Source organism: Mesorhizobium sp. M0244 (assembly GCF_040321795.1).
Classification (GTDB): domain Bacteria; phylum Pseudomonadota; class Alphaproteobacteria; order Rhizobiales; family Rhizobiaceae; genus Mesorhizobium.
In genome coordinates this window covers 43,915-55,857 of record NZ_JAMYSE010000045.1, presented here as the reverse complement: position 1 = coordinate 55,857, position 11,943 = coordinate 43,915, and the positions used below count along the sequence as shown (strand labels likewise).

Sequence of the window (11,943 nt, the reverse complement as noted above, 5' to 3'; positions counted from 1 at the left end):
ATCAGGCGACCCAAGTCCGGCCCCACCGCGCCATTGGCGTGTGGCGGCCTGGTGTTGGGGGGGGCAAAACCGATTAAGGCCCCCAAGGCGGGGGGGGGGTGCGCGGCCGCGTCGCCCCCGGGGGGGACGATCGGCGGGCTGGCCGACTGGTATGCGGTGGTGGCACTGTTCAGGCGGCCGCTCGGCCTGCCGATCCCGCATACGGCCATTATCCCGGAGAACCAGAACCGTATCGCCGACAATCTCGGCCGCTTCATCGAGGTCAATTTCCTGGCACCGGAGCCGGTGCGCGAAAAGCTCGCCGAAGTCGATTTTTCCGCGCTGGTCGCGGACTGGCTGGCCGACCCGAACCGCGCCGCCGATCTGTCGCGTTTCGTCGGCCGGCTGGTGCCGCAGACGCTGGCGGCGGTCGAGCAATCCGGGCTGCGCGGCTTCGTCACCAGCCGCATGCTGGAGCAGATCGAAAAGGTGCCGCTGGCGCCGCTCGCAGCCGAGCTGCTGTCGGCGCTGACCGACGACCGCCGTCACCAAAAACTGTTCGACGAGTTCACCAAGGTCGTCGGCCGGTTCTTGAGCGACGAGCAGGCGCTGGCGACGATGCGCGAGAAAATCCGCGAGGAACTGCCGTCGCTGTTCAACCTGTTTCGCGCCGACGCCTATCTGTTGAAGAAAATCGTCGCGTCCGCCGGCTCACTGCTCGACGAGGTGCGCGCCGATCCGCACCATCCAATGCGCGCCGAATTCGACCTTTTCGTCGGAACCTTCGTCGAGCGGCTGAGGACGTCCAAACAATATGCCCGACGGGCCGAGAAGCTGAAGCGCGATTTCCTCGCCCGGCCGGAGCTCAGGGCGCTGGCCGGCGATATGTGGGACAGCCTGCGGCTGTTCATCGAGCAGGACGCCAAGGCGCCGAATTCGATGATCCGCGATCATCTCGCCACCATGTTCGTCGAGGTCGGCCGCCATCTTGCCGACGACGCGCAGATCAGGGCCGACATGAACCAGGGGTTCATCGTGGCGCTGTCCTCCTTCGTCGAAAGCCAGAAGAGCGGCGTGTCGAAATTCATCGCCGACCAGGTCAAGCGCTGGGACCTCGCGCAACTGACAAGGCTGATCGAAATGAATATCGGCAAGGACCTGCAATATATCCGCTTCAACGGCATGATCATCGGTGGCCTTGCCGGGCTCGTGCTCTACACCGCCGAACGGCTGTTTCTTGTCGGCTGACTCGCCCGAATGGACCGTGGAGCTTCGCTGCACTATTCTCCCGTGCAGTGGCGGCGTTCATGGCAACAGGGGAGAGAACCAGCATGGCAAAACGACCGGATTCCGAGTCCTTCATCGACATGTTCGGCAAGTTTGGCCGCGACCTGAAGCTGCCGAATGTCGATGTCGAGGCGATCCTCGCTCACAACCGCAAGAACCTGGAGGCGTTGGAGAAATCGGCCCGGGCGAGTGCTGCCGGAGCGTCGGCGCTGTTGTCCAGGCAACGCGAGATGCTGCAGGACACGCTGCGCGAGATCACCGACATGGCACAAAACTACAGGGCGCCGGGCAGTCCCCAGGAAATGATGGAGAAGCAGGCGGCGTTCGCCAGGAGATCCTTCGAGACCGCATTGAAGAATGCCGGCGAGATGGCCGAACTGGTCAGAACGTCCGGCACCGAATCGATCGAAATCCTGCGCAGCCGCATCAAGGAGGCGATGGAGGAGATCCGCGCCAGCCAGGAGAAGAAGTAGCTGTCCCGGGGAGGGTGTTTGCCGGCGGCGAAGACACGCCTCGCGCAATGGCCGAAGATTGTGGCGCGGAATCGCATTGGCGAATTGACAGGGGCGGCTGGTCGTGGTCCGGAACAGGCAAGCGATCGGGAAAGCAGGAATGACGCAGATACGGCCGAGGACGCCGCCGACCTTCGAGCAACTCAGGGCCATGGCCGGGCAGGAGCTAGGCGTCTCGGACTGGACGTTGGTCGATCAGCACCGCATCGACCAGTTTGCCGAATGCACGGGCGATCATCAATGGATCCATGTCGATCCCGAGCGGGCGAAGCGGCAAAGCCCGTTCCGCACCACGATCGCGCATGGCTATCTGACCCTGTCGATCATCGGCGCACTGGCGCTCGAGATGGGCATTGTACCCGAAAACACGCAGGCCGCCTTCAACTACGGTTTCGACAAAGTGCGTTTCGTGGCGCCGGTCAGAGTCGGCTCGCGAATCAGGTTGCGCGCCACGCTTCTGTCGATGGAAGACAAAGGCCCGGGCCAATACCTGATGAAGGCCGCCAATACGGTCGAGATCGAAGGCGAGCAGAAGCCGGCGCTGACCGCCGAGACGCTCGTGATGCTTTATGCGCGCCGCAAGCGGGCAGGGGCCTGAGAGACCGTTTGGAAATTCTACTCTGGCGGCCATCTGATGGCGTTTTCTGCGCTTCCGGTGCTCACGGACGCAAATGTCCGCTGCGCTCCGGTTCTCGAAACCACCACCATATGACTCGCCAGAGCGAATTTCGAAACAGTCTCTGAGAACATCGCGTCAGGTCAGCCGACAGCGCAATCAACGCGACATCGCCTGTTCAAGCGCCCTGAAGATCCGGTCGTCTCCCGACTGGGCGACGTTGAAGCGCATGAAACGGCTGGCCGATCGGGACAGGCTGAACGCATTGCCGGGCGCAAGCACGACGTTAGCCGACAGAGCGTGGCGGGCCACATCCGCGGCATCTATCCCCTCTGGCAGCCTGCACCACAAAAACATGCCGGCCGGCTGATCTATCCATGGCATGATGCCGATGGCCTTCAGGCGGGTGCTGGTTTCGTCCATGGCGCGCGAGAGCCGCGCGCGCAGCAGGTCCACGTGCTTGCGATAGAGGCCATCCTTCAGCAGCCCCAGTACCAGTTCGGATGCAAGCCGCCCGCTGCCAAAGGATGTGGCGATCTTGAGATCGGTCAATCCTTCCATCCAGTCGCGAGGAGCCGCGATGAAGCCGCAGCGCATCGATGCCGAAAGCGTCTTGGAGAAGCTGCCGATGTGGATGACCCGGCTGAGACCGTCGAACGCCGCCAGCCGGGGCGCGGGCGTGTGTTCGAAATCGGCGAAGATATCATCCTCGATGATGGTCAGCCCCGACTGGTCCGCGAGCTTCAGCAACCGATGGGCGACGACCGGCGACAATATTGCGCCGGTCGGATTGTGCAGCGCGGAATTGGTGATGTAGAGGCGCGGTTGGTGCTGGGTCAGCGCCTGCGCGAACAGCTCGATGTCCGACCCCGACCGCGTGTAGGGGACGCCGATCACCTTGGCCCGATGGGCGCGCAACAGGGCATGGAAGTTGAAATAGCAGGGATCGTCGACCAGCACCGTGTCACCCGGTTCGAGCAGGAACCGGCACAAGAGGTCGATCGCCTGGGTACCCGATTCCGTCAGCATGATTTGGTCCGGAGAGGCTTCGATACCGTGCTCGGCCATGCGCCGCGCCAGCAGGTGACGCAGCGCCGGCGAGCCGAGCGGCGTGCCGTAATCCGTCAGCGCGGTGTCGTCGGCGCGGGCCAGCGTCCGCAGCGCCCGGCGCAAACCAGCCTCGGCCATCCATGAAGCCGGCAGCCAGCCGCAACCCGGTTTCAGGACGCCGTCGCCCGCTTCCAGCGATTGGCGCGAGACCCACAGCGGGTCGACAGCACGGTCAAGCCTGGGGCCGATCTCGGCCAGTGACAGGGGAGCCAGCGGTCCGGCAGCATAGAAACCCGAGCCTGGCCGCGAGCGGATCATGCCTTCCGCCGCAAGACGCTCATAGGCTTCGACCACGGTGGATTTGGAAACCTGCATGGCCTTGGCGAAAGCCCGGATCGAAGGCAGCCGCGTTCCCGGTGTCAGGGTGCGCGCGGCGATCCTGTGCCTGATTGTCGCCATGACGCTTTCGACAAGCGTCCGGCTGCCCTCACTTGTCGTCGTCTGCTCGTCCATCCGTACTGCTCAGCCTGCCATGACGGTTTTGTCAAACTGTACCTCATTGTCTCTGGCGCAGCCATACGCCTGGCCCGATAGAGGGCGAAGACGAGCGGGGCATCGATGGACAAGGCAGCGAGTGGCTGGGCGGCGAGTGGCTGGGTCAATGGGTTCATCGGCGTGCTGATTTTCAGCGGCTCGCTTCCGGCGACGCGCGTAGCGGTGATGGATTTCGATCCGGTGTTCGTAACCGTCGCCCGTGCTGCCACGGCAGGCATCCTCGGCCTCGCGCTGCTGCTCGTTTTTCACCAGAAGCGTCCGGAGCGGCGAGATCTGTTCTCGCTGGCAATCGTGGCGCTTGGCGTCGTGGTCGGCTTTCCCTTGCTGACGGCGCTGGCGCTCAAGCACATCACGTCGGCTCACTCCATCATTTTCATCGGCCTGTTGCCGCTGGCGACCGCGATCTTCGGCGTGATTCGAGGCGGCGATCGCCCGAAACCGGCGTTCTGGCTGTTCTCGTGCCTCGGCAGCGCCCTTGTTGCGGGTTTTGCGGTGACGCAAGGTATTTCCGCCGCGCCGCTGGGCGACGTCCTGATGCTGGCCGCCATCATCGTGTGCGGATTGGGCTATGCGGAAGGAGCCACGCTGTCGCGCAAACTCGGCGGCTGGCAGGTGATCTCATGGGCGCTGGTGCTGTCGCTGCCGATCATGCTGGCCCTGACGCTCATCACCATGCCGCCGTCGCTCGAAAGTGCAGGCAGGGGCGCGTGGATTGGCCTGGCCTATGTTTCGCTGTTCAGCATGCTGATTGGTTTCGTGTTCTGGTATCGGGGACTGGCGCAGGGCGGCATCGCCGCGGTCGGGCAGTTGCAACTGCTGCAGCCTTTCTTCGGGCTTGGGCTGGCAGCGACGCTGCTGCATGAGCAGGTCAGTCCCGCCATGATCGCCGTCACCGCCGCCGTCGTGCTTTGCGTGGTCGGTGCGAAAAGATATGCGAGATAGGCGCCACCTGCAGGACGCGACATCCCGATCAGGCTACGCACGACGTCGATTACTGAGGAAGCGAGAGTGGATGGCGCCAGCGCGCTCTTGAACTCGATACAATCGCGTCCAATTGTTACCAAGAGCTGCCGACCTGGCGGAACGACGTCTCTGAGGCGCCGAATCGGCCAGCGTGACGCAAGGAGCGAGGCGGCCTTGCGTTGGCGTGGAGGAAAAAGGGACGATCTTGGTGTCTTGGGTGCAGAAGATACGCTTGTCCTCGGGCGGCGAGGTGGCCGTCCGGACGGCTGGTGACGCTTCCAAACACGCGCTCGTCCTGCTGCACGGCTTCCCTAGCTCCTCTCGGACGTTTCGCGACGTGATTGCCCCGCTTTCCGGCAGCGTCTATGTCGTGGCGCCTGACCTGCCGGGCTTCGGCGCGTCCGATCTGCCGCCCGAGCCATCGTTCGACACGCTGTCCAGCTCGGTTGAAGAGCTGCTCTCGCATCTCAACGTTGGCCGCAGGTTCCTCTATTTGCATGATTTCGGAGCCCCGGTAGCGCTTCAACTCGCCATACGCGCTCCGGAACTCGTCGAAGGCCTCATTGTCCAGAATGCCAATGCCCACCGCTCCGGCTTTGGCCCGCAATGGGCAGACACATTGGACTTCTGGGCTGCACCGAATGCTGCGAATGAGAAGGCCGCCACTGCCCATATGACCCTTGAGGGGACTCGCAACCAGTACGTCGCCGGCCTGCCTGCCGAGATCGCCGCGCAGATCAATCCAGGTGGTTGGATTGAAGACTGGCGGGCCATGTGTCTGCCGGGACGACTTGATCTGCAGAAGGCGCTCCTTGCCGATTACGGCCGATATGTCGACCGGTTCGGGGAGGTGGCTGATTATCTGGCGAAGCATCAACCCCGAGCGATGCTTCTTTGGGGTCGCCACGATGCCTTCTTCGACATTGCAGAGGTTCAGTCGTGGCTAATGGATCTTCCCCGAATGGAGGCTCACATCTTCGACGCAGGCCATTTCCTTCTGGAGACGCATGCGCTCAGGGCTGTTGAACTGATGCTGGAGTTCGTCGCTGGCGGCTCAGCTAACCGTGCTGGCCGCGGCGGGCCGAGATAACCGCAAGGATCAGCGCCGCCACTACCAGGGCCGTCGCCACCTGGAAAGTGACCTGCATCCCTCGTGCGGCTGCCGCAGGTGCTAATACGGCCAAGCCAGTTCCTTCGCTCCCGGCAGCCGATGCGAAGGCAAACACCGCGCCCATCACCGACGCACCGGTGATGAGGCCGAGATTGCGCGACAGATTGAGCAGGCCGGAGACGACGCCGCGCTGGTCGGATGCTACGCCGGTCATCACGGCCGAATTGTTGGAGGTCTGAAACAGGCTGTAGCCGGTGGCGACGATAATGATTGGAACGACATAGCCGGCAATGCCGAATTCCGTCCTGGCCTGCGACAGAATGAAGGTACCCAGGGCGAGAGCGAGCAGGCCGACGACCATTATCCGGTGCGCTCCGAACCGGTCGACCAGGCGCCCCGCCGGCAGCGCCGCCAACGCGGTAACCAGAGGGCCGGTCGACAGGACCAGTCCGACCATGGCGGCGTCCAGCGCGAGCGCGCGCGACAGATAGAACGGGGCAACCACCAGCGTCGCCATCATCACGGTGGCGACGATCAGGCTCATCGCGAGGCTGGCGTTCAACGCGTGGTCGCGGAACCTCGCAGGCCGGATGAAAGGGTTCTCGGCCCTTGTCTGCGCGATGACGAACAGCAGGCCACCAACTCCAGCGGCGAGCAGCAGGCCAATGTTGAGTGAGCCAAAACTGCCTCGCCCAAGGGTCATGGCCATGGCATAGGCGGCCAGCGTCAGAGCGAGCAAAGCCGTACCGACCCCGTCGAAACCGCGCCGATCCGGTTTCGATATCTTTCCAGCCGGCAGCACCCGATAGGCAAGCGCGAAGGCCAGTGCTCCCAGCGGCAGATTGACGAGGAAGATTGCGCGCCAGCCAAAACCGGCGATCAGCAACCCGCCGAGCGAGGGGCCAAGCGTGGTGCCGATCGCGGACATGGCGCCGAGCAGGCCCATGGCGCTGCCGGTTTTTTCGCGGGGAATCGTGTCGGCGACGAAGGCCAGCGTCAGAGCCATCATCACGGCAGCGCCGAGCCCTTGTGCCGCCCTTGCGGCAATCAGCAGCGAGAGCGTCGGCGCGAGGCCGCAAAGCACGGACGCAAAGGTGAACAAGGCGATGCCGCCAAGCAGTAGCGGACGGCGGCCGAAGATATCGGCGAGCCGGCCGGCGCTGACGATCAAGGTGGTGATGGCGAGCAGATAGGCCAGGACGACCCATTGCACGAACTGGAACGATGCGCCGAATGCCTGCATCAGCGATGGCAGCCCGACGCTGGCGATGCTGGTGGCGAGCGACGACAGCAGCGTGGAAAGCGACAGGCTTGCCAATGCCCATCGAGCTGAGCGGGCGCTCACCGGGGCCACTTCATTCCCGAACTTTTCAGCCCAGGTCTTTTCGGCCCCGGCCTTTTCAGCCCAAGTCTTTTCAGCAGTCGATGCCAAGGTGAACTCCTTTGCCGGCAGCCCCAAAATCGGAGCTGTCGGAAGCTATTCCCCTGCTTGATGTGGCGGAAGGCGCAGCATTTGCATCATATTCATGCATGGAGCGCTACATCACGGCTGACCTGTGCTATCGTCCTTCCATGTCGTCACCCGATCTCAATCTGCTTGTCGCCCTCGATGTGCTGCTGAGCGAGGGCAGTGTGGCGCGTGCTGCCGCGCGGCTGCACCTCAGTCCCTCGGCGATGAGCCGGACGCTGGCGCGGTTGCGGGAAGCGACAGGCGATCCGTTGCTGGTCCGGGCCGGCCGTGGCCTAGTTGCGACACCGCGCGCGCAGGAATTGCAGCAGCAGGCAGGCCGCGTCGTCCAGGAAGCTGAAGCGCTCCTGCGTCCTGCCAGGCTCCTCGATCTCTCAGCTCTCGACAGGGTCTTCACGCTGCGCGCCAATGAAAGCTTCGTCGAGGAGTTCGCGCCGCGTCTCGTCGCCCGTGTCGAAGCGGATGCGCCTGGCGTGCGGCTGCGTTTTGCGCCGAAATCCGACAAGAACGACATGTCGTTGCGCGACGCGGCGGTTGACCTCGAAATCGGCGTCGCCGCGGAAACCAGCCCCGAAATGCGTATTCAGGCGCTGTTTCGCGACCGCTTCATCGGTGCAGTGCGAACGGGCCATAAGCTGAGCGAGGGCGTTGTGACGCCGGAACGCTATGCGGCTGGCCGCCACATCAGCGTTTCGCGGCGCGGCCGCGAAAGGGGCCCGATCGACGAGGCCTTGAATCGGCTGGGACTCGAGCGGACGATCGTGTGCATGGTTTCCAGCTTCTCGGCCACCCTCGCCATGGCGCGCGCCTCAGATCTGATCGCCAGCGTCCCCGAGCGGCACACGCAAGGCGCGCGCGCAGGCATGCACAGTTTCCCGTTGCCGGTCGCTGTTGCTGAGGTCACCATCTCGATGCTGTGGCATCCGCGGCTCGATGCCGATCCGGCACAACGCTGGCTGCGAGCCTTCGTCCGGGAGGTCTGCGCGTCGGTTCGCTGATCCAGAACGGGGGCGTTGATCTAGAATCTGGTCACTACGCCGATGCCGATGCCTTCGAAGCCGCCCATCGCCATCAGCGCGGCCGGCGCCTCCTCGAGGCTGATCTTCTTGCCGACCAGCAGTTCGGGCTTGAGCTTGCCGGTGCGGATCATCTCCATCATCGCCTGGTAGCGGAACGCCTGCATGCCATGGCTGCCGCGGATCTCGAGCTCGAAGGCGATCACCTTGTCCATCGGTATCTGCGGCCTGGCGTGCTCGCCGAGCATCAGGCCGACCTGCACATGGCGGCCGCGTCGGCGCAGGTTCGCGATCGAGTTGAACGAGGTACTGGGATGGCCGAGCGCGTCCATTGACATATGCGCCCCGCCATTGGTGATCTGCTTGACCGTCTTGACCACGTTCGGCGTTTTTGCCGCGTTGATCGTCGCTACCGCACCGATCTTTTTGGCGAAGTCCAGCTTCTCGTCGGTCAGGTCGATGGCGACGACATTGGCGCCCATGGCGCTGGCGATCATGATCGCCGACAGGCCGACGCCGCCGCAGCCATGCACGGCCACCCATTCGCCGGGCGTCACCCGGCCCTGGTCGACGATGGCGCGGAACGAGGTGACAAAGCGGCAGCCGAGGCTGGCGGCGGTGGCGAATTCCATCTCGTCCGGCAAGCGCACAAGATTGGTATCGGCATGGTCGATGGCGACATATTCGGCGAACGACCCCCAGGCGGTGAAGCCGGGCTGGAACTGGTGCTCGCAGACCTGGTGGTTGCCCGAGGTGCATTCGAAGCAGCGGCCGCAGCCGACGGCGAACGGCACGGTGACGCGCTCACCGGTCTTCCAGCGGGTCACCTGCTTTCCTGCCGCCTGAACGACGCCGGCAAGCTCGTGGCCCGGCACATGCGGCAGGCGGATGCCGTCATCATGGCCCATCCAGCCATGCCAGTCGCTGCGGCAGAGGCCGGTCGCCTCGACCTTGATGACGACGCCTTCCGGCGACGGCGTCGGATCCGGCACGGTCTGGATCGTCGGCGCCTCGCCGAATTTTTCGAAGACGACGGCTTTCATCGGCAGTTCCTCATGACTTCATGCAATTTGCGGCCTACTCGGCATCGATCTGGTTCTCAGGTGCTGCCTTCTGGAACGCCGGCAGCGCCATGCAGGCGGCGCTTATGCGCGAGATAGTCGGATAGGGCGTCATGTCGACGCCGAAGCGGGCATTGCTGGTGACCTGTGCGACCAGGCAGATGTCGGCCAGCCCCGGCGTGTCGCCATGGCAAAAGGTCTTTGTCTCGGGCGCGGAAGCCAGAATCTTTTCAAGCGGCTGGAAACCTTCGTTGACCCAGTGCCGGAACCAGTTGGCGACATCCTGGTCGCCGGCGCCGAACAGCGTACGCAGCGAGGTCAGCACGCGCAGATTGTTCACCGGATGGATGTCGCAGGCAATCATCTGCGCCAGCATCCTGACGCGGGCGCGGCCTGGCGCATCCTTGGGCAGCAGCGGCGGCTCGGGCCTGGTCTCATCGAGATATTCGATGATCGCCAGCGATTGCGTCAGCAGCGTGCCGTCGCCCCGGACCAGCGCCGGCACCAGCCCTTGCGGATTGACCGCGAGGTAGGCGGGCTCCCGATGCTCGCCATGGCGCAAATGATGCGGCACGTATTCGTAGGCGAGGTTCTTCATCTCCAGCGCGATCCGCACCCGGTAAGAGGTCGAGGAGCGGTAGTAATTGTGGAGGACGATGTCGCTCATCGGGTCACGGGCTCGGTCGGCCGATGGTCAGCTCGATCTCGCCGATGCCGTCGACGCCGGCGGTGATCTTTTCGCCCGGCCCGACCGCGCCGACGCCGGCCGGCGTGCCGGTGAAGATCAGGTCTCCGGGCCTGAGCTCGACGGCCTCGCTGCAGATCGAGACGATGTCGGCAACCGGCCAGATCAGCTCGGCGAGGTCGCCGTCCTGCCTGATCTTGCCGTCGACGGCGAGCCAGATGCGGCCCTTTTCGGGATGGCCGGATGTTTGCGCCGGGACCAGCGGGCCGCAGGGCGCGGAACGGTCGAAAGCCTTCGACCAGTCCCACGGCCGCGCCGCCTTCTTCGCCTCGTCCTGAAGGTCGCGGCGGGTCAGGTCGACACCGACGCCGTAGCCCCAGACATGGTCCAGCGCCCGCTCGCGCGGGATGCGAAAGCCGGCTTTGCCGATCGCGACGACCAGCTCGATTTCGTGGTGCAGGTTTCTGGTCAGCGGCGGGTAGGGGATCGTCGTGCCCGAACCGACGACCGCATCGACCACCGCATCGCCCGGCTTGGTGAAGAAGAAGGGCGGGTCGCGCTCGTCATTGCCGAGTTCGCGGGCATGGGCGGCGTAGTTACGGCCGACACAGAAAATGCGGCGCACCGCAAAACGCTCCGGCGAGCCGGCGACGGCCACCGACGGGGTTGCGGGAAGGGGTAGGACGAAGCCTGTCATGCACTGTCTCTGTTTCAGTGGATATGTCGGCGGCACATTCGACCGATTTGGCCGGTCGGGCAAGGCATTGCATCGCGCAAAGGCTAGGCCTGCCGCGTTGCGTCGCGGACATCGCCGGTACATTTTGCTTCTGCCGGCCAAGATGGCAATGTACTATTTGGCAATAAGCCGGCCATGGTCGCCAAGCTATTCCCCGGGCTATTCTAAACCAGACCGACTGAAACGAAGCTGATGACCCCAGTCAACGATCGCGCCAGGTTCCTGATCATCGACGACCATCCGCTGTTTCGCGAGGCGCTGCACAGCGCCGTGCAGATGGCCTATCCGGAGGTCGACACGGTGGAGGCGCGCTCGATCGCCGAGGCGCTGGAATTTCTGGCGGATGCCAAGCCGTTCGACCTGGCGCTGCTCGATCTCAGCATGCCCGACGTGCATGGCTTTGACGGGCTGCTGCAGCTCCGGACGCGGTATCCGCGCCTGCCGGTGGTCATCGTCTCCGGCTATGAGGAACCGAAGATCATTTCCGAGGCGCTGTCCTACGGCGCGGCTGGCTTCATCCCGAAATCGGCGCGCAAGAGCGACCTTGCCGCCGCCATCCGCTCGGTGATGGAAGGCGCAATCTATGTTCCCGAGACCTATGAAGGCCGGCCGCCTGACGCCGACAGCACCGACCGGGCCGAGATGGTGCAGCGCCTGGCCACGCTGACGCCGCAGCAGCTCAAGGTGCTGCAGATGCTGCGCCAGGGCCTGCTCAACAAGCAGATCGCCTACGAGCTGCAAGTCGGCGAGACCACGGTCAAGGCGCACGTCTCCGAAATCCTGCGCAAGCTCAACGTCTACAGCCGCACGCAGGCGGTGATCGAGGTGTCGAAGCTGGACAATGCGGAGCTGTTCCGGGACCAGGCGGGGTTTTAGAACTCACCCACCCGCATAGGCACGACAG

At 64.2% G+C, this 11,943-nt stretch carries 12 protein-coding genes; 7 read left to right on the top strand and 5 right to left on the bottom strand.

All coding sequences use genetic code 11. The annotated features are described in order from the left end of the window. The 3 genes from NKJ08_RS23670 (at position 1) to NKJ08_RS23660 (ending at position 2,376) form a co-directional block, all read left to right on the top strand. The gene (locus NKJ08_RS23670; protein WP_352783563.1) at positions 1–1,227 is read left to right on the top strand and encodes a DUF445 domain-containing protein; all 1,227 of its coding nucleotides are present in this window, start codon (positions 1–3) and stop codon (positions 1,225–1,227) included. A gap of 83 nt (positions 1,228–1,310) precedes the next feature. Next, positions 1,311–1,739 (top strand): phasin family protein, encoded by a 429-nt coding sequence (locus NKJ08_RS23665; protein ID WP_352776061.1) that lies wholly within the window; start codon positions 1,311–1,313, stop codon positions 1,737–1,739. Between the two features lie 139 nt (positions 1,740–1,878). Then, positions 1,879–2,376: a MaoC family dehydratase gene (locus tag NKJ08_RS23660; protein ID WP_352526185.1), complete on the top strand. Its 498-nt coding sequence runs from the start codon at positions 1,879–1,881 to the stop codon at positions 2,374–2,376. Positions 2,377–2,553: 177 nt separating this feature from the next. Here the strand turns inward: NKJ08_RS23660 and NKJ08_RS23655 are convergent, their stop codons facing one another. Beyond that, entirely contained in the window at positions 2,554–3,957 is a 1,404-nt protein-coding gene (locus tag NKJ08_RS23655) for an aminotransferase-like domain-containing protein (protein ID WP_352526183.1), read from the bottom strand. A 105-nt stretch (positions 3,958–4,062) separates the two neighbouring features. Here NKJ08_RS23655 and NKJ08_RS23650 point away from each other — a divergent pair, with 105 nt between their 5' ends. Together NKJ08_RS23650 and NKJ08_RS23645 are read left to right on the top strand one after the other, a co-directional pair. Then, entirely contained in the window at positions 4,063–4,941 is an 879-nt protein-coding gene (locus tag NKJ08_RS23650) for a DMT family transporter (protein WP_352526181.1), read from the top strand. A gap of 253 nt (positions 4,942–5,194) precedes the next feature. Then, positions 5,195–6,052, top strand: a complete 858-nt coding sequence (locus NKJ08_RS23645; RefSeq protein WP_352783559.1) for an alpha/beta fold hydrolase — start codon at positions 5,195–5,197, stop codon at positions 6,050–6,052. Here the strand turns inward: NKJ08_RS23645 and NKJ08_RS23640 are convergent. Beyond that, positions 6,021–7,427 (bottom strand): MFS transporter, encoded by a 1,407-nt coding sequence (locus tag NKJ08_RS23640; protein ID WP_352526226.1) that lies wholly within the window; start codon positions 7,425–7,427, stop codon positions 6,021–6,023. The genes NKJ08_RS23645 and NKJ08_RS23640 overlap by 32 nt on opposite strands. Before the next feature lie 218 nt (positions 7,428–7,645). Here NKJ08_RS23640 and NKJ08_RS23635 point away from each other — a divergent pair, with 218 nt between their 5' ends. Then, on the top strand, positions 7,646–8,539 hold the full coding sequence (locus NKJ08_RS23635; protein ID WP_352783566.1) for a LysR family transcriptional regulator: 894 nt from the start codon (positions 7,646–7,648) through the stop codon (positions 8,537–8,539). Positions 8,540–8,559: 20 nt separating this feature from the next. On the opposite strand, the gene NKJ08_RS23630 is transcribed toward NKJ08_RS23635, so the two are convergent. From NKJ08_RS23630 to NKJ08_RS23620, 3 genes are read right to left on the bottom strand one after another with little or no spacing between them, the layout of a single operon-like run. Further along, entirely contained in the window at positions 8,560–9,600 is a 1,041-nt protein-coding gene (locus NKJ08_RS23630; protein ID WP_352526177.1) for a zinc-dependent alcohol dehydrogenase family protein, read from the bottom strand. Positions 9,601–9,634: 34 nt separating this feature from the next. Beyond that, the gene (maiA, locus tag NKJ08_RS23625; RefSeq protein ID WP_352526175.1) at positions 9,635–10,285 is read right to left on the bottom strand and encodes a maleylacetoacetate isomerase; all 651 of its coding nucleotides are present in this window, start codon (positions 10,283–10,285) and stop codon (positions 9,635–9,637) included. Positions 10,286–10,289: 4 nt separating this feature from the next. Continuing rightward, positions 10,290–11,000, bottom strand: coding sequence for a fumarylacetoacetate hydrolase family protein (locus NKJ08_RS23620; protein ID WP_352526173.1), 711 nt, complete (start codon positions 10,998–11,000; stop codon positions 10,290–10,292). 231 nt (positions 11,001–11,231) lie between these two features. Here NKJ08_RS23620 and NKJ08_RS23615 point away from each other — a divergent pair, with 231 nt between their 5' ends. Then, positions 11,232–11,915 carry a response regulator gene (locus NKJ08_RS23615; protein WP_352526171.1) on the top strand — a complete coding sequence of 228 codons (684 nt, stop codon included), beginning with the start codon at positions 11,232–11,234 and terminating at the stop codon, positions 11,913–11,915. Positions 11,916–11,943 lie beyond the last annotated feature (28 nt).

What these genes read in the sequence shown, in the direction of transcription:
- maiA (WP_352526175.1), bottom strand. Translation starts at nt 10,285, where the DNA reads ATGAGCGACATCGTCCTCCACAATTACTACCGCTCCTCGACCTCTTAC.
- NKJ08_RS23650 (WP_352526181.1), top strand. Translation starts at nt 4,063, where the DNA reads ATGGACAAGGCAGCGAGTGGCTGGGCGGCGAGTGGCTGGGTCAATGGG.
- NKJ08_RS23660 (WP_352526185.1), top strand. Translation starts at nt 1,879, where the DNA reads ATGACGCAGATACGGCCGAGGACGCCGCCGACCTTCGAGCAACTCAGG.
- NKJ08_RS23635 (WP_352783566.1), top strand. Translation starts at nt 7,646, where the DNA reads ATGTCGTCACCCGATCTCAATCTGCTTGTCGCCCTCGATGTGCTGCTG.
- NKJ08_RS23655 (WP_352526183.1), bottom strand. Translation starts at nt 3,957, where the DNA reads ATGGACGAGCAGACGACGACAAGTGAGGGCAGCCGGACGCTTGTCGAA.
- NKJ08_RS23630 (WP_352526177.1), bottom strand. Translation starts at nt 9,600, where the DNA reads ATGAAAGCCGTCGTCTTCGAAAAATTCGGCGAGGCGCCGACGATCCAG.
- NKJ08_RS23620 (WP_352526173.1), bottom strand. Translation starts at nt 11,000, where the DNA reads ATGACAGGCTTCGTCCTACCCCTTCCCGCAACCCCGTCGGTGGCCGTC.
- NKJ08_RS23665 (WP_352776061.1), top strand. Translation starts at nt 1,311, where the DNA reads ATGGCAAAACGACCGGATTCCGAGTCCTTCATCGACATGTTCGGCAAG.
- NKJ08_RS23615 (WP_352526171.1), top strand. Translation starts at nt 11,232, where the DNA reads ATGACCCCAGTCAACGATCGCGCCAGGTTCCTGATCATCGACGACCAT.